Annotated in this window: 15 protein-coding genes; 7 read left to right on the top strand and 8 right to left on the bottom strand. The window is 40.6% G+C overall.

Going from position 1 to position 18,127, the window contains the following annotated elements; translation table 11 throughout:
* Nucleotides 1–457 precede the first annotated feature (457 nt).
* On the top strand, nt 458–751 hold the full coding sequence (locus H6G28_RS12145; protein WP_190671085.1) for an eL43 family ribosomal protein: 294 nt from the start codon (nt 458–460) through the stop codon (nt 749–751).
* A gap of 104 nt (nt 752–855) precedes the next feature.
* Entirely contained in the window at nt 856–2,115 is a 1,260-nt protein-coding gene (gene argJ, locus H6G28_RS12140; RefSeq protein WP_190593312.1) for a bifunctional ornithine acetyltransferase/N-acetylglutamate synthase, read from the top strand.
* A gap of 218 nt (nt 2,116–2,333) precedes the next feature.
* On the opposite strand, the gene H6G28_RS12135 is transcribed toward argJ, so the two are convergent.
* From H6G28_RS12135 to H6G28_RS12115, 5 genes are all read right to left on the bottom strand, one after another.
* Nucleotides 2,334–2,870 carry a bifunctional diaminohydroxyphosphoribosylaminopyrimidine deaminase/5-amino-6-(5-phosphoribosylamino)uracil reductase RibD gene (locus H6G28_RS12135; protein ID WP_190671003.1) on the bottom strand — a complete coding sequence of 179 codons (537 nt, stop codon included), beginning with the start codon at nt 2,868–2,870 and terminating at the stop codon, nt 2,334–2,336.
* Between the two features lie 75 nt (nt 2,871–2,945).
* The gene (locus tag H6G28_RS12130) at nt 2,946–3,161 is read right to left on the bottom strand and encodes an NAD(P)H-quinone oxidoreductase subunit O (protein WP_190593310.1); all 216 of its coding nucleotides are present in this window, start codon (nt 3,159–3,161) and stop codon (nt 2,946–2,948) included.
* Between the two features lie 350 nt (nt 3,162–3,511).
* Entirely contained in the window at nt 3,512–5,806 is a 2,295-nt protein-coding gene (gene glgB / locus H6G28_RS12125; protein WP_190593309.1) for a 1,4-alpha-glucan branching enzyme, read from the bottom strand.
* A gap of 265 nt (nt 5,807–6,071) precedes the next feature.
* Nucleotides 6,072–6,404, bottom strand: a complete 333-nt coding sequence (locus H6G28_RS12120; protein ID WP_190593305.1) for a hypothetical protein — start codon at nt 6,402–6,404, stop codon at nt 6,072–6,074.
* Between the two features lie 248 nt (nt 6,405–6,652).
* A complete protein-coding gene (locus tag H6G28_RS12115) occupies nt 6,653–6,889 on the bottom strand; it encodes a hypothetical protein (protein WP_190593304.1) in 237 nt (78 codons plus the stop codon).
* Nucleotides 6,890–7,365: 476 nt separating this feature from the next.
* Here H6G28_RS12115 and H6G28_RS12110 point away from each other — a divergent pair, with 476 nt between their 5' ends.
* The 5 genes from H6G28_RS12110 (at nt 7,366) to H6G28_RS12090 (ending at nt 13,317) form a co-directional block, all read left to right on the top strand.
* On the top strand, nt 7,366–7,971 hold the full coding sequence (locus H6G28_RS12110; protein ID WP_190671001.1) for a hypothetical protein: 606 nt from the start codon (nt 7,366–7,368) through the stop codon (nt 7,969–7,971).
* 59 nt (nt 7,972–8,030) lie between these two features.
* Nucleotides 8,031–9,869, top strand: a complete 1,839-nt coding sequence (locus H6G28_RS12105) for a peptidoglycan D,D-transpeptidase FtsI family protein (RefSeq protein WP_190593302.1) — start codon at nt 8,031–8,033, stop codon at nt 9,867–9,869.
* 648 nt (nt 9,870–10,517) lie between these two features.
* Nucleotides 10,518–10,754, top strand: coding sequence for a hypothetical protein (locus H6G28_RS12100; protein WP_190593301.1), 237 nt, complete (start codon nt 10,518–10,520; stop codon nt 10,752–10,754).
* Between the two features lie 533 nt (nt 10,755–11,287).
* Nucleotides 11,288–12,385 (top strand): iron-containing redox enzyme family protein, encoded by a 1,098-nt coding sequence (locus H6G28_RS12095; protein ID WP_190670999.1) that lies wholly within the window; start codon nt 11,288–11,290, stop codon nt 12,383–12,385.
* 236 nt (nt 12,386–12,621) lie between these two features.
* Nucleotides 12,622–13,317, top strand: coding sequence for a class I SAM-dependent methyltransferase (locus tag H6G28_RS12090; protein ID WP_190670997.1), 696 nt, complete (start codon nt 12,622–12,624; stop codon nt 13,315–13,317).
* A gap of 304 nt (nt 13,318–13,621) precedes the next feature.
* On the opposite strand, the gene H6G28_RS12085 is transcribed toward H6G28_RS12090, so the two are convergent.
* The 3 genes from H6G28_RS12085 to H6G28_RS12075 form a co-directional block, all read right to left on the bottom strand.
* Nucleotides 13,622–15,019, bottom strand: coding sequence for an AAA-like domain-containing protein (locus H6G28_RS12085; protein WP_190670996.1), 1,398 nt, complete (start codon nt 15,017–15,019; stop codon nt 13,622–13,624).
* A gap of 915 nt (nt 15,020–15,934) precedes the next feature.
* Nucleotides 15,935–17,023, bottom strand: a complete 1,089-nt coding sequence (locus H6G28_RS12080; protein WP_190593297.1) for an aliphatic sulfonate ABC transporter substrate-binding protein — start codon at nt 17,021–17,023, stop codon at nt 15,935–15,937.
* Between the two features lie 46 nt (nt 17,024–17,069).
* Nucleotides 17,070–17,726: a class I SAM-dependent methyltransferase family protein gene (locus H6G28_RS12075; protein WP_190670994.1), complete on the bottom strand. Its 657-nt coding sequence runs from the start codon at nt 17,724–17,726 to the stop codon at nt 17,070–17,072.
* Nucleotides 17,727–18,127 lie beyond the last annotated feature (401 nt).

Genomic DNA, 18,127 nt, shown 5'->3' with positions numbered 1-18,127 from the left:
CTAAAGAAAAAAGCCATGTAGGCGTGTGCCATTGATTTTCATATAGCGTTTCTCGCTTGAGTGCAGTACAAGTAGATGGAGAAAAGAGGCTAGAGACTAGGGAAATTTACCTCACTGGAATGAGAACCGCTATATATAGGAATCCGATTTGATTTCTGAAAAAATTTAAGTATATGTAGGGTGCGTTACGCTATCGCTAACACACCCTACGTATCTGTTCAAAAATCAAGTAGGAATCCTATATCAGAAATTTTATTATTAACAATGCTTCTGTTTTTACCGCCTAATTCCCATTCATAGATGTTTTAAGAGTTCTTCTAGTTGAAAGTAACTCGGACTGTGTTGAATTAATTAGAATATTCCTTCAAGAGTTTTCAGTATCTGTAGAAAGAGCAACTTCCGGATCAGGAGCCTTATCAATATTAGCAAATGGGCAAAATGATCAAGGAGACGAAGAATGCAAATTTTATCAAATAAATCGAGACAATTACTAACTCATACTATAACTGATGATAGCCAAGGAAATACAACTACATACACATGGAATTGTATGTGGAGTCACCATATTTGCCCTTGCTGTTCATACGGTTTACTCCGTCATATAAGTAATAGTGGTATTTACTGGCGTTGTAGCCATTGTTATCAACAAATGCCTAATTGGGACTTGGGACATATCCAAGTACATAATCTAGTACAACAAGGCAAAAGTCAAAAGTTAAATGTTCAGGAAGAAACAACCAGCAACGCCTGAGCTAGAAAAATAAATCTTACTCAGCACCCAGCACTCAGCAATCAGTACTAGTTAATTGGTATAATCCCCAGTCAAACCGCTAATTTTGTGGGGGGAACGGAAAAATGGCAGACTGGCAAGAAATTACTGGTGGTGTGACTGCTCCTAAAGGATATCGAGCCGCAGGAATCACCGCAGGATTAAAACCATCGGGATTGCCAGATTTAGCTTTGATAGTATCGGATGTAGAGGCGATCGCAGCTGGTGTGTTTACCACATCTCAAGTTAAGGCGGCCTGTGTAGATTATTGCCGTCAACGCTTGCAAGCTAAAACCAGCGCCCGTGCTATTCTCTGTAACGCCGGACAAGCCAACGCCGCCACAGGTAGTCAGGGTGTGCGTGATGCTAATGAAAGTGCAGAGTTATTAGCCAAGGAATTAAATCTCTCTCCCGAATTGATTTTGCTGGCTTCTACTGGTGTAATTGGTCAACGCATCAAGATGGATGCCTTACGCAGTGGGATTCCCAAACTAGTAGCCAGCCTCTCGGAAACAGGTTCTGATGCGGCGGCTGGGGCAATTATCACCACAGATTTAGTCACAAAATCCATTGCCCTAGAAACAACTATAGGCGATCGCCCAGTCCGCATTGGTGGGATTGCCAAGGGTTCGGGGATGATTCACCCCAATATGGCAACAATGCTGGCATTTGTCACTTGTGATGCGGCTGTTTCCCCCCACCTTTGGCAGCAAATGTTGAGTAGAGCCGCCGATAAAAGCTTTAATTCCATTACAGTAGATGGCGACACCAGCACCAACGATAGTTTAATCGCCTTGGCAAATGGTCAATCCCGTACCCCAGCAATTACCGAGATGGGTGCAGAAGCCGAAAAATTAGAGGCGATGTTAACAGCAGTATGCCAGCATTTAGCTAAAGCGATCGCCAGGGATGGTGAAGGTGCAACTTGTCTGGTAGAAGTGCAAGTCACTGGCACTCATGATGACCTCGCCGCCAGACAAATCGCCAAAACCATTGCGGGCTCATCCCTAGTTAAATCAGCAATTTTCGGTCGTGACCCCAACTGGGGACGCATCGCCGCCGCCGCCGGACGTGCAGGTGTAACCTTTGAGCAAGAAAACTTGCAAATTAAATTAGGAGATTTTTTACTGCTAGAAAATGGTCAACCTCTGCAATTTGACCGCGCCGCCGCCAGCGCATATTTAAAACAAGCAGCCACCGATTATCCTAGCAATATCAAAACTCAACGCTTAGACAACCCCGTAATTATTGCTGTTAGCGTTGGTAATGGTCATGGTACAGGTAAAGCTTGGGGTTGCGATTTAAGTTACGACTACGTGAAAATTAATGCCGAGTATACAACTTAACTGACAACAGAATTCAGGAGTCATAATTCAGAACTCAGAAAGCTTGGAGAACGCAATTTTATACTTTACTCACCAATCCTTACGCATAAAGTTTGTCTTTTAAGAATGGGGTAATGGCTTAGAACACATAAAGTCTTCAACCCCCATAAACTCTTGCCCAAACCTTGGCTTCCCTACGTTCGCGCAGCGTGTCGCAGACAGGGAAGGGGGGGCAAGATTCAAAGCCTCTCTCCGTTTCGGGGAGCCAGCGCGTTGCGGAGGTTCCCTCCGTTGTAGCGACTGGCGTGAGAGGTTTGGAGAGGGGTTTCAAGAATAAGTCGCACATCACGTTTTAATAAATATTTTTGAAGAAAAGCATTCACTTCATCGGCACATAACCCGACATGAACTTCTTTCCCTGCTTCTTTGAGAATATCTAGTCCTTTACCGTTATTGCGAGGATCTGGATCAACTATCGAGACATATATTTCCTGAATACGCGGATCTTTAGCGATCGCCAAAGCACAAGAGGGTGTGCGTCCCTGAAACGAACAAGGCTCAAGAGTAACGTACATTTGTAAAAAGTGCAAATCTTGACCTTGAATATGGGTTAGTGCATCAGCTTCAGCATGATGTTTTCCAGGCGAACGTGTATATCCTACTGCTACTATCTCGCTAGAATGGACAATTACACAACCTACTGGTGGGTTAGGTAAGCATTCTGGTAAAGCTTTTTTGCTTTGAGCTAAAGCAGTTAGCATAAATTTATCGTCCATATTCTTGGATATTTAAAGCTGATCAAAAGCTGGTGAGTAAATTAAAAGGTGGGTAATGCCCACCTTTTATAATGCTTACTTAAATTGTTCTAATTGGTCTAAGCGTAACCAAATATTTGGTGTTGGGACTTGTCCGAATTTCACAAAGGCATAATCACCTTTAATATCCACAATTTCACCTTGAGTCTCAAACAAATAAGCCGGAAAACGAGTATCACTGGCTGTGGCTTCAACGCTGTTTTCTAGCTTTTCACGGATAGCGCGAACAATGTCTCCTTTTTTGACTGGCATATATTCCCCTCTGAAGTTAGCAGATTATCTCATAGAGGATTTTAGCTTGCGAGATGATACTAAATCTCAGAGCGATCGCTTTGAAGTATTTAACTTATCCATGACATCTCACACTATTCCTCTATTGAATACAAGTCATCCCAGGACTTACCCCCAAAGATTCTCTGTAGAGATTGGGTGAAGGGGTAAAAGGGTCTAGGGTGTAAGGGTTGTTGATACATACACCCCTACACCCTAAATCAAGGTTTTTGGGGCAGAACGTAAAAACCTACACCTGCTCAGACCCTTGCACCCAGTCCCAACTGACAATCTGTGAAATCAAACAGTTGAGACTTTAACCACCGACAAAATTAAGCACCTAAAGCCGCCGCCGTTTTTTCCTTATCTAACTTGAACATCAACACACCCAAAGGTGGTAAACACAAATCTAAAGAATAAGGACGATTGTGCATTGACCAATCATCTGTCCACTTACCGCCTAAGTTGCCCATATTGCTACCGCCATACTGACGGGCATCACTATTAAACAACTCAGTATAAAATCCTTTTTCTGGCACACCGATGCGGTAATGAGAATGGGGTTGGGGTGTGAAGTTACAAATCACCACAATAAAGTTGTCAGAATCTTTGTCACGGCGGATAAAGGAAACTACACTGTGACGGTTGTCGCTACAATCAATCCAGTCAAATCCTTCTCTGGCAAAATCTAAGGTGTATAAAGATGGTTCAGAACGGTAAAGTTCGTTGAGTTCCTTAAAGAATTGCTTTAATTGTTGGTGTGGCTCAAATTGTAGCAATTGCCACTCTAAATCAGCCCAAACATTCCACTCACTCCATTGTCCAAATTCCATGCTCATAAACATGGTTTTCTTGCCTGGGTGAGCAAACATATAGGTAAATAAACAACGCACATTCGCCATTTTCTGCCATCGATCACCAGGCATTTTACCAATCATGTTGCTCTTACCATGCACCACTTCATCGTGAGACAACGCCAGCATAAAATTTTCGCTGTGGTTGTACCACATACTAAAGGTGATGTTATTTTGGTGGAATTGGCGGAACCAAGGGTCCATGCTGAAGTAATCCAACATATCGTGCATCCAACCCATGTTCCACTTTAAGTTAAAGCCTAAACCACCTGTGTAGGTTGGCCAAGAAACCATCGGCCACGAGGTTGATTCTTCCGCAATGGAAAGCACACCTGGAAAATAACTAAAAATCAGGTGATTTACTTGACGTAAGAAATCCGCCGCTTCTAGGTTTTCTCGACCACCATATTGATTAGTGACCCATTCACCTTCTTTGCGGCAATAGTCAAGATATAACATCGAAGCTACAGCATCTACACGAATGCCATCGATGTGATATTTGTCAAACCAAAATAGGGCATTTGCCGCTAAGAAATTTCTAACTTCGTTGCGGTTGTAATTAAATACCAGCGTACCCCATTCTTTATGTTCACCTTTGCGGGGGTCGGCGTGTTCGTATAAGTGAGTACCATCAAAGAAAGCTAAACCATGTCCATCTTTGGGGAAGTGGCCAGGAACCCAATCGACAATTACGCCAATGCCATTTTGATGACATTGGTCAACAAAATACATAAAATCTTCGGGAGTGCCAAACCGGGAGGTAGGTGCATAATAGCCAGTAACTTGATAACCCCAAGACCCATCAAAAGGATGCTCGGCAATGGGTAATAGTTCTACATGGGTATAGCCTAAATCTTTGACGTAGGGAATCAAGCGGTCTGCCAATTCTCGGTAAGTCAAAAATCGCGCACCCGGTTTTAATTCCGAAACAATAACTACAGGCTCAGTTTCACCATTGGGTAATTTAGGCGGCTCGGCACTGGAAGCATGTAGCCAAGAACCCAAGTGGACTTCATAAACGGAGACTGGTTGAGTCAGAGGATCAGTGTGACGACGCTTTTCTATCCAGTCTTCGTCATTCCATTGATAGGAATTTAAGTTAGTGACAATAGAAGCTGTTTTTGGCCGGGGTTCTTGCTGAAAAGCAAAGGGGTCAGATTTTTCGTAAATGTGTCCTTCTATATTTTTGATTTCATATTTGTAATGTTCCCCTACCCCGATTTCGGGAATGAATAATTCCCAAACCCCTGTGATGCCTTTACGCATTTGATGTTTGCGTCCGTCCCACAGGTTGAAATCTCCCAGTAAAGACACGTTACGCGCATTGGGAGCCCAAACCGCAAAATAAACACCCTTGACTCCATCGATTTCGGTGGTGTGCGCTCCGAGTTTTTCGTAAATTCGATGATGGTTGCCTTCGGCAAATAAATGCAAGTCAAAGTCTGTTAGGCGCGGAGAACGGAAAGCGTAAGGATCATAAGTAACTCGCTCATGCTCTCCTTCTTGAATGCGTAACTGGTAGTTGGCAAGTTCTGGAGTTTCAATCGTACATTCAAAAAAATGGGGATGATGTACAGGTTGCATGGGGTATTCTTGGCGTTCTTGGGGAACAACTACCCAGGCTGCGCTGGCATTTGGTAGATAAGCACGTACAGCCCAAACTTGTTTGCCATTTTGTTCTACTGCATGAGAACCAAGTATTTCAAACGGGTCGTGATGCTGGTTCCAAACTATACGGTTAACCTGTTCCTGAGCGATCGTGGCTATGGACATGAAGCTACCTATGTTGAATAAAGTGATTAACTAAACTGGCTTTTTTAATATCTATAATCTATTCTTTACATTTATTTGCAATTTATTGCCACCGTTATCGTACATCAGATGGGGACATCGGGGATAAGGGGTGATTAGGTTCTCAAGTTTTTATACCAGTTAGATAGCCAGCGTAGCAGTCGAAGGTCAAAAGGCAAAAGTTAAAAGTCAAAAATGAAGAATACTTTTGACTTCTCCGGCTTTGTCGGAGTGCCTTCTGCCATAACTACAAATCTAAAAAGGGGAATAACTGAAGCAAAGCATTACGTATCCGCAGTAGAAAGACTGTTTGCCGCAGACTGGTGGTTAATTTTGGTGGCGGAACTTTTTGGAGTTGTGCTTGTATTTCTGCATACTCAGCAGCACTGATGGGTTTGCCATCAATGGGCGATCGCGCATCTATAATTATTTCTGTGCGTAAAATTTCTTCTGGGATGTCTTCTGGGGGTGGTAAAGCCATCACGGCTGATCCCCAATGGCTAATTAACCATACACCCACACTAGAGACAAAACTTAGTAGCCCCAATATGATTGGCTTGTGAGATTGTTTTTTCCCCATCGCATCACCTTTAAGTCATACTGATTGAGCCAAAAATCTAAAATGGACACTTGGTTGTGGCATTGACCAACATTACCAGTGTCCATTGACTGTTGCTTTAGCTTAACTAAAGATGTATAAATTGAGCTTGAGTTGGGTAGTCACTTTCTGAAGAATACTCTGATTCTCTTTTGCTACCCAAGCACTCAAGCAATTTTTTAAACTGCAAGACCAAGTGCTTGTCTGAGAACAAAACTTCAGGTAAAGAACTAAGGTGTTGTAGTAGGGGTAGGAGAAGCTGTACTAGCACCAGCAGGAGATGTAGTAGCGGTGGGTGACGCAGTAGCAGTGGGTGACGCAGTAGGAGTACTAGTCCCAGTATCGGAGGGTTCACCTGTAGCGGCTGGTGAGCTTGTCGGAGTAGATTTATCACCACCACTTTCACAAGCTCCTAAAACTCCCGCCAAACTTAAAATGAGAGCTAAACCAAAGATTTTTGTTTTCATAACTCCTCTTTCACCAATTCTGGCAATCAAATGTTTGTGCCTTTTGACTACGATAACCTATTTATTGCGAATTGTTGAATTACTCGTGTAGGAGATATTTAAAAACTGGCTAAAGGCTGATTATTAGTATTTGAGTGATGATGCCCCAGACTGATGACAATATCAAATGATCAGTGGGCGATCGCAGATAGTTGCTTGTTTTTTGTCTTGTATTGCCATACTGCGATGCACTACTTAAAATGTCAAGTGTCCACTAGGGAATCTTTGATGATATCTATTTGATTGACCAACTACTGATGGAGACAGATAACAGTAAATTGTTGTGCAACTCTCCAAGGATTGCCATATCTCAAAAACATTTAAACATGGTCTACAGTTAACGCTATACTCATTCAAATCCCAAAAAAGGCTGTTCTAACCTGAGCAAAATTAAATAAACAGACTAAAATACAGTATTTGCTATCCCGGAAAATTTTATGGCTGCTGTTCGTAAATCGGCTGTGTCTACAACTAATACTTGGTTTGGGCGCAATTCTAAACCAACTGTGCCACAAAGGCGCTCCCCCGTTCGGGGTTCAGTCATCAGCAGTGCATCTCCACTTTCAGGGCAATTACCGAAGCGTCGGCGACAGACTGCCAAAAGTTTATCAACTCCGACAACCAAAAACTCACCAGAATTAACTGCATCCAAAGTCTCTCATGTGCCGACGGCGGAAGTTTTACCAAGTTGGTTGGTGCGGTTGTACACTGTTCATCGTTACTCGTCTGTGGTGACGTTTTTATTAGTTGCAGTGGCACTAGTCGTTTATGGTTGGACAGTTTATTCTCAAGAACAGTGGAATCAAGAGTTCCGCCGCTTGCAAAATCTCCAACGCAACGAGCGTCAATTAACCACAACCAACGCTATGTTAAAAAACAAAATGGCGGAAGAAGCAGAAAAGCCAAGTGCGGGATTAGTATCACCCACGCCAGATAAAACAATTTTCTTACCCTCAGCATCTGATACGGCTAATTCTGCGCCATCAAATACCAAACCAAATTCTCCCACACAACAGCCAACTTCTTCACCATTGGGATATTAAAGGCAATAGTCATTGGTCATTTCTCAAAGACAAATGACAAATAACAAAGGACGAAGCCGATGCAAAAGTCATCCAGTAGATTAAAATTTAGAAATTCTCGCAATCCAGCCGTGACAAAGCGGCAGAAAGTTTCTCGACAAAAGTGGCTGGAGAAACTCACACCCAAAACCCCAGAACCAGTACAAAGCAGTAAGGTCAGGCTGTTAATTGTTTGGGCTATTTTAATATTCTCAGCATTAGGTTTAGCTTTTAACTTATATAATTTACAAATTCTCCAAGGCAAAAAACTCACGCAGAAAGCACGCAATCAACAAATGGTAAGTTTGCGTTCGTTTATGCCGCGTCGTTTGGTAATTGATCGCAATAATAATGTTTTGGCAGTTGACCGCCCTGTCTATACTGTTTATGCCCATCCCAAACTGTTTGATAAGTCTAATGAAGATGTTGCCCAAAAAATAGCCCCAATCATTGATAAAGATGTGGCGGAATTAGTGAAAACTTTTCAAAGTCGCAAAAGCGGGATTATTTTGATGCCGGCGCTACCTGAAGAAATTGCCGATCGCGTGATTGCTCTGCGCTTAAATGGCTTAGAATTTATTCCCAAATACTCACGCTTATATCCGCAAGCCGATATTACATCTGATGTGGTGGGTTACGTAGATTTAGAGCGTCGTGGTCAAGCTGGTGTGGAGTATAGTCAAGAAAAACTGCTAGAACGTTCTGTGCAGAAGGTACGGTTAATGCAGTCTGGGAGAGGGGAATTAAAGCCAGATGAAGCGCCAGAAGGTTTTCTCCATGCGGATGACTTGAAATTGCAACTCACAATTGATACACGCTTACAAAGGGCGGCTCGCTTGGCGCTGAAAGCCCAGGTAGAAAAATTCCGCGCTAAACGTGGGGCTGTGATTGTGATGGATGCGTTAGATGGTTCTTTACTTGCACTGGTGTCGCAGCCGACTTATGACCCGAATGACTATGGTAAAGCGAAAATTGATTTATTTAAAAACTGGACGGTAGCTGACCTTTACGAACCAGGGTCAACATTTAAACCATTAAATGTAGCGATCGCATTAGAAAATGGTGTGATTCAACCCAATGATACTTTTAATGACCCAGGGTCGATTAGAGTCGCTGACCGTGTAATTAAAAATGCTCAAAACAATGCTTATGGGCGCATTAATATTGCTCAAATTCTGCAAAATTCCAGCAACATCGGGATGGTGCAAATCATCCAAAAAATGCGCCCCTCAATCTACTACACCTGGTTAGAACGTCTAGGCTTAGGGCAACCATTAGAAACTGATTTGCCTTTTGGAGTTAGCGGTTCGCTGAAAACTCAACCAAGATTTATTTCTTCACCCATTGAACCAGCAACCGCATCTTTCGGACAAGGTTTTTCACTCACCCCCCTCCAACTAGTACAACTGCACGGCGCTTTAGCCAATGGCGGTAAATTAGTCACACCCCATGTAGTTCGCGGATTGGTTGATAGCAGTGGCAAAATGCACTATTCACCCACACTTCCCACACCAAGGCAAATTTTTTCTGCGAAAACTACTCAGCAAGTTGTGGAAATGATGGAAACAGTTGTTTCTGAAGGTACTGGTAGACCTTCTAAAATTGCTGGATATCGCATTGGTGGTAAAACAGGTACAGCCCAAAAAGCTAGTCCGAATGGTGGCTATATCCCTGGTGCAAGAATCACCAGCTTTGTCGCCGTTTTGCCTGTGGAATCTCCCCGCTATGTAATTTTGGCAATTGTTGATGAGCCGAAGGGTGAAAATGCCTATGGTTCTACTGTTGCTGCACCAATTGTCAAATCAGTCATGGAAACCTTAATTCCCCTAGAACACCTACCACCGGAACAGTTCAATTCCCCAGATGAAACACCAAGATGAGAGTTTTATCAACGTAGCAGGACTGATGCACAAAGATTGTCTATATCTTGTAGCTAGATCCAATTTTTAACTTGACAAAAAGGATTGGAAAATCCAGAGCTTTTTATTTTTTCTCCTTAAAAGGAGAGGTCTTAAACCTTGTAAGACTTACGCATAAAAACGAAAAATCAAGGGTTTTGGCAAGGGTACAGGGGTATCTGACAGGTGTAGGTTTTTTACGTTCTGCCCCAAAAACCTTGATTTAGGGTGTAAGGGTGTGAGGGTGATGAAACTCTGATTAAATCGTGATTTTTAGAGTCGCTACTCATCACTCTGTTAAAAACCTACACTTGTGAGACAGGGGTATGGGGGTGTATGTATCTAAAACCCTTATGCCACAAGCCCTTACACCCTTATGCCCAATCTTAATAAACAATCTTGGTGCGTAAGTCCTGCCTTGAATAAAACAATTGTCAATTGTCAATTAATAATAGGTAATTTAAAAACAGCAATAATTTAAATAAAGTTTCTAATTTTTAATTCATATTCCTAGAGAAAGATATTTAAAATAATAAATTATCACTAAAGAATAATTTTAAAATTCTTCAAAAGATTAAAAATAAAAACATAGGTTTTATCAACCTATATACGTAAGTGAGGTTAAGAATTATGCAAACTCAAACAATAGCAAATGATTTGCTTTTAGAGCTATCTAATGAGCAACAACAGTTTCTATCTGGTGGTCAATCAGGCGACGTAAATGATGATGATTTAGCTAATCTTGGAAACAACGTCGATTCAGGCAGCTTTGATAGAGATTCTAGCAATAGAGATAATACACCTCTTCGACGTTATAGGATTAATAGTAGAGGTACAGCTATCATCACTGTACAAAAACTAAGTTAATCTTGGCAACTAGTCGATTTAAAAATCCTATGAATAAATAAAAATAATTTTATTCATAGGAAGCTAATAAGTATTAGCTAAAAAATTATAGGTGTTAATTTACTACTAAATACCCAAAATAGAAAGGGTAAGTTTAACACCTGTTTACTTAAATTTAAGTCCCGTTAATTACGAATTACCGTGTATTAGTCGGAATTGGGCTATTAGTTGACGTTCCCGGATTAGCACCAGTATTAACATGAGTTTGCTGGGGAGTTGTGGTACAAGTAGTGGCTATAGAGATAAAGCTGAATATAGAAAAAATTTTCTCAGAAAATACCTACCCACAGATATACCTCACCCGTGCAAGTGTGTGTGTTCATTTGCCGAATTTGTAATCTGTTATCTGTTATCTATCTCTTGCTGTAATTCTGTATCTCTAGAGTTAATATTTGTTTATAACTCACGAAAGAGGTTAATAAAGCTGAAGTGTGGAACTTTAGATATTAGAGAGGGAAGTATTTTCACTCTTGAGTAAAGTTATCTAAGATTCCATGCAAAGCAATTTATTGAGATTACCTAAATTCGATAGTGAAGTAAATACAGCTAATAATTATCACCAAGCTGAACAGTTATTTTTAGAATTACTAGCAATAGAAAATTTAGACAATCAACTACATCAGTTAGCAACGCAAGTTAGAGAATTTGAACAAACACTCTTTGCGGCAATTGTAGCAGCCTATCAAAATAGCAGCGTAGATAATGACGCTCATTTATTTTTGCAACGAATTTTATATTGGATTAATCGCCTAAAGTTATTTTGGTACGACGATTTACGCCACTATACAAATGAGCGATCGCTTTATTTAAGTTGTTGTCGTCATCAAATTGAACTTGCTTGGCAAGCTTGGGAATTAGCACAAATTGATGTACCAGCATTACAAAAATTAGATGTCAAACAAGCATTAATAGAACGCGCCACAGGCGATTTAAATCCGCCACTATCACCAGAAAGTTGCTACATCCGCGAACAAATGAGTGAAATTGGCTATCGTCATTTACTAGCGATCGCTTCATTTGATGGTTTAGTGGAAGGTAGTCGTTTATCGCGGATTTTAGGCGGTACAGCCAACGAGGTGCAATGTACTTTAGTGCGGGTATTTTTAGAAGAGTACGGTAATGGGCGCTTATCTCGCAAGCACTCAACATTTTTTGCTCAAATGTTAGCCGAGTTTGAGATGAACACCGAACCAGAAGGTTACTTTGATTTAGTACCTTGGGAAGTTTTAGCTTGCGCGAATCAAAACTTTTTAACCACCGAACGTAAACGTTATTTCCTCCGTTACAGTGGCGCGTTAACTTATTTTGAAGTAGCAGGGCCAGCAGCTTACAAAAATTATTTAGCAGCAGCACAAAGACTACAACTTTCAGATGCAGCAATGGGTTATTGGGAACTGCACATCCGCGAAGATGAACGCCACGGTCAATGGATGTTAGAGAGTGTGGCTTTAGCTTTAGCCGAGCAATATCCCCATGATGCGTGGGAATTATTACTAGGATACGACCAAGAAAAACTCATGGGCGATCGCGCTGCTCAAGCTGTTGTCAAATCTATTCGCGCAGCCGAACAAGCAAATTTACCAACAAGATAACTTATACCATTTTGGATTTTAGATTTTGGATTTTGGATTGGGAAATTGCTTACTGGTGAGCTTTTCAGTAACCCATTTGTCGCAATCATTTTTCAAATTGGTATTACCAAGCCAAAAATAGCATTTTAAAATTTTTGGACATTTGATTCTACTGTAGTGACAAACAACTCACTACAGACAAATTTTCTGTGCTTTTATGCAAGTCAAACTGTAATTTAAGGAACTAATTCAATCAAATGAAAGACATATTTTCCTGCCCTGAAGAATCTAATTTCTATTCCAACTGTTTAGAAAATTTTGTCCTGAGAGATTGCCAAAATCCGACTTCGATTGTTGAATTTGGTTCTGGTGATGGTAGTCCAGTGATTAACTCACTACTGCGAAATAAATTTGAGGGATTAATTCAAGGCTATGAACTGAATACATCTGCCTGGAAAGCTGCAAACTTAACTATAGATGAATATAATTTGACTAGTAAATATATTATTCATAATTCTTGTTTATTTGATGCTGATAAACCTCAAGCCGATTATCTTGTAGCTAACCCGCCATATCTGCCTGCTCCAGATGATGATATTTATATGCCATTATTATTTGGTGGTATAGATGGAGCAGCAATTACCAACGAGTTGTTATCTTTAGATTATGAAAATGTTTTAGTTTTAGTTTCTAGTTATTCCAATCCTATTAGTACTATTAAAACAGCACGAAAACACAGCTACAGTGTAAATAAATTTGTGGTTTTACCCTTGCAGTTTGGTTACTATAGTTCTGAGCCAAAAGTCAAAAAACATATAGAAGAATTAAAAAAACATCATCAGGCATTTTACTCTGGAGATTATTATTTCTTATCTGGAGTGCTATTCCAAAAATCCCAGGTATCAAATATTGATTTGGCGAATGAATTAACTCAAGTTATGACAAGTTTATAGATTGGCAATATGTAGGGTGGGCATTCACTAATATATTCGGGGTTAATTGAGAGTTTGATTGAGAATGCTTACCTACATAGGGTTTGCTGAAAAAGTTGTTTTGTGGAGGTAGGGAACAGTTATACCAAATTGAAGAATGATTGCGACAAATGGATTGCCCAAAAGCTTACCAGTGAACCCTTTCCCAATCCAAAATCTAGAATGGTATTAGTTATGTGAAAATTTATTTTTCAAGGTTGATATTTGATCAATGAGAGAGAGATTAGGTAATTGCTGAACTCAGAAATTTGATATCAAAAGAGTATTAGACAAGGGCAGATAGTTGTTTTTGAAAGTAAGCGCGGTAGAGTTTACAGCGCGGTAAGATGCGATCGCCATCAAAACAAATTAATCCTAGATTTTCCAGCTTATAAGCATCCGCAGGATCAATCACTAGACCGAGTTTGGTTTCGACAAGTTCAGCATATACCTTGATCAGATGAGGATAGGCTTGCAGTTTTAACCAGTGTCGCCATAAGTGATGGCGGTAGATACCACCGTTCACCATCGCTTCTTGAATTAATTCTTGGAGAGTTATCTTGCCAGAGACAAGATGAAATAAGGCTAGTTGAATCAAGGCTGGATGACCACCAACCAAAGACATTAATTCCGCAGATTCTTGACCGACTCTCCAGTTTAATTCGTATCTACTGGCTAACTCTTCTACTTGGTAGTGTGTAAATTCACTCAGACGGATAGGTAGGCCGATATTAAATGGTGAACGGTTAATATCTAAAGAAATATTTTGTTCTGTGGAATATACCACTACTAATCTTAATTTCTGCCAACCATAGTTTTGTCTGGCTTCTTCACACCAGGAACGCAACAAAGCAAAAAATTCCTGAGCAATATGAGGATATTCAAAAAAGCGATCAACATCATTTAAAACTAACACTATGGGATGATTTATCTGTTTGAAAAGATATTTCTGCAAGTAAAAACTACAAACTAATTTATAGCCAACTTCTTCATCCCACATCTCATCTAAGTTGGGCTCAATATCTAGTTGTTGAGCAATTTGCCAACAAAGACAACGCAAAAGCTTATTTAAATCGGTTAAACAAGAATCATCGATTTGATAACAGTTGATATTAACAGTATGATATCTTTGCTTCTGGGCAAAGGCTAAAATACGTAGTACTAAAGAAGTTTTTCCCATTTGTCTGGGAGAGCGAATCCGAATTACACAGCCTGGTCGAGTAATTTCTCGATAAGCCAGTTCTTCTATAGGTGGACGCTCGATATATAAGGGTGAGTCTAAAGCTACAGGGCCATCTGGATAAGTCCAACGATGTGTGATTTCGTCAGTAGAAAGACGAGGTGAGTTTTCTAATTTTGTGTATGAATTTCTAGGCAGAAATTCTAAGATTTCGCTTTCATCATCCACGCTCGAAACAGCGTAATCTGCTTCATTTAATTTGAGGTTAAAGGCACTAAAACATAGTTTGAGAGTTTTTTGATCTACAGCTTTACTCAAAGACCATAATCGACTCAGAGTTTTGGTCGAGATACTAATCTGTGTGCTGAGTTCTTGTAGGGTGAGGCGATCGCCTTTTTTCCTAGCCATCTCCCAAGATACTATTGCTTCTTGCAAACGTTGTAGTCCGGTAGGAGTTAGTACAACGCCTCGTCTTCTCTTGCTTTTAGTTTGTTTCACTTGCATAGGCTGTGTTCCAACAACTTTTTGTGGACACAAAGTCTACTTTTAACTTCTTGCATCAATACTTTTTTGCTTCGTGCATTTCCCTGTAGGCTTTCCCGGAGGATAAGCGCAAAAATCTGAATAGAAGCACGCAAATTACAACTTTTGCAAAAAGTTTTGTGTAGAATCTGATGATCCAACTACTCCAAGAATTTAAACAGCGTCAAACATTCCGAATTTCAAGTTATAACAACCGTAGAAACCACTAACAAAAGCATTGTATAAAGAAAGGTATTTTGATACAGTATTTTTACTGAAAATACCCGTAAAAATTATTACGAAATAATGAGATTGCTGACCCTTACTTAACGGATTGTCATATCAGCCACGGGAATTTGTTGCAGAATAAGGTCAAAAGCTGAAGTTCAGAAAAACTAGTAATTTAGTCAGGTGGAAAATATCTAAATTACTGTAAAATCTGACGCTTCAGTCATTTCAGGCTTTATTCAGCCCCAAACTTGTGATTTTAAGTGAGTTCACTGATATTCTACTGTACTTCCACCGTTTGTGTAATTTTTTGAGTTTTTGATCAACTGGTCTATTTTAACGTTTGATTTTTTTGAGTCAATCCTCTAAATCAACTTACAACATACTAACATCATAATAAATGCTTTCAGTAATTACACTAGATTTTATCAATGCTATTGATTAATGATGCGATCGCTCTGATGAAATTGATGTATTCTTGGCGACATTGTTTATGTAGATAACAAAATCCCCAAATTATTGAATCATTTGGGGATGAAAAGCTAAATCACACAAAATGGCTATCTGTGAGACTCGTATTGGATTTTTGAAATTATCTGTACAGACTGGAAGTAGAGATGAGCAAAGAGTATTTCTGGCAGAACTCAAAGGAGAACATCAGCACAGATGCTATTTTTGGCTGATGGTGGCTGGGGTAATTGCAGCATACTGCTCTGGGGTTAACACTGCTTCTCGAATATTCACAGGTTTGGGAAGTAAGCCATTTTTATAGAAGTAATCAGCTACTCGCTGTTGTTCTTGGATTAAATCGGGAGAGATGGCTCTTAACCCATAACTACGGCGGCTAATGACTAAATCCATCACGTCGGGTGGTAGTTTTTGAAAGGGTGCAATGAGTTGGGCGGTTTCTTTGGGATGCGCCTCAGCCCAGCGTTGAATTTTGTCAATCTCTTCAATCACTATTCGCAAAAGTTCTGGATTGTCTATAGCAAATTGTTTGCCACCAATATAATATCCGCCTGGAGAGTCGAGGCCTTGAGAATCTCGTAAAATCCTGGCTTTACCTAGTTTTTCAGCTCTGGCTAGATGTGGATCACCTGTTACCCAAACCGGAATTTTACCTTCGAGAAAGGCACTGCTGGCTTCTACGTTGGGGATACTCAAAACTTTAATATCGCTATATTTCAAACCGACATCTTCTAAAGCTCTGAGAATAAAGTAGTGAGATGCTGATGCTTTTTGGAAGACGACTTTTTGTCCTTTGATATCTTTTAAAGTCTTAATTGGTGAATCTGGTGGTACTGCGATCGCACTGCTTCTACCACTATTTTCGCTGCGTCGTGAACCAACAACATAGACAATCTGCGCCCCAGCCGCTTGGGCAAAGATGGGAGGCGTTTCACCAACGGAACCCAAATCAATTTTGCCCACATTCATCGCTTCCATCAGTTGTGGCCCTTGGGCAAATTGTGACCATTCTACTGTCACCCCCAAAGGTTCTAGACGCTTTTCTAATACTTTTGTCACCCTGACTAAATCACCAGCTTGCTGATACCCCATCCGCAAGACTTTGGTTTTGATGCCTGCTGGCTTGACATCAGATACGTTATTTGCGGTAGATGAAGTTTCTGCCTTTGGAGTTGGTTGTGTGCAACTGATTAATGTGAATGAGGTTGCAATGCTAATCAACCCTGGAGCTAACAATCGCGTAACACGATGAAAAATGTTTGTATATTGGGGTTTAAAGGTAGCGACCATAATTTTTTTGTACGGCTAGATTAATTGATAACGGAGAGATAATTTTTTATCTGGCTCTATTGGCAATGCCAGAAAATACAAAAAACTGTTGCTCTTTGGGTTCAGGGACATTTTCACCAAGATAGCGATGAATGCCTATACCCATATCTCCGGTTGCTGTCAGCTTAAAGTTGACTTCTGCAAACCCAGCTTTTTGTAAAGATGTACGGACTGTTTCAGAGTGGGGAATACTATTGGAATGTCCGCGAGTCCAAATGACAAAAGCACCTTTTTTACTCAGGAAACTCAAATTTCCTAATAAGCGATTGAGTTCATTTTCGTCGGCAAGATTACCAAAAACGCCACAAACAATCACAATGTCTGCTGGTACTGCGCCTAGATAGTTAGAGGCGATAGTTGCATCACCATTAATAAACTCAATTTGTTTTGTTAAACCTAATGATTCTATAGTTGCTTTCCCACGTTCTACGAGTTGGGGATTTAGCTCTACAAGTCGTGCGTGAACATCTTGAGCGCGTGGGTGATTTACTAAAGTTCCGAGTAAATCTCGTCCATCGCCAGCGCAGACACTGACTACGCGAATTACTCCTGATGGAGAGAAATTTAAACTGTGGGCGATAAATTCTCGCACAATTTCTAAACGCTGCTGCAACCTCGGTTCTGTTTTGTAGAGGTCGTGCCATTCAAACCAGTCTTTTGGCATAAGGTGATATTTTCGTTTCCGCAAACTAGGAAGGAGGCACAGTGAGTCATACACTGCACTAAACTACGGTTCGTCGGTAGATTTGCCGTATTTAAGAGTAAAAGCAGGCTACCACAGAAATTACAGTTAAATCAAGTCCGATCGCCAAGTGTTGAGTACGGATGTTGAAAGTTACCAATGCTGAATAATTTATGTGGTGAAGTAACCAGCGATCGCCCAAAAAACAGTAACTTTAGTTACATTCTAAAAACCGTGGCTGGCTTAATTAGGACTTACGCATAAAAACGAAAAATCAAGGGTATGGGGGAGCCACTGGCGTGGGTGGGTTTCCCGACTTGAGCCAAGTGGTGTGTGTATGTATCTAAAACCCCCACGCCACACACCCTTACACCCTTACACCC

Source organism: Nostoc sp. FACHB-190, from assembly GCF_014696905.1.
Taxonomy (GTDB): Bacteria; Cyanobacteriota; Cyanobacteriia; order Cyanobacteriales; family Nostocaceae; genus Nostoc_B.
Note: the sequence above shows the minus strand (reverse complement) of the source record. Positions and strands in the feature narration are given on the sequence as shown.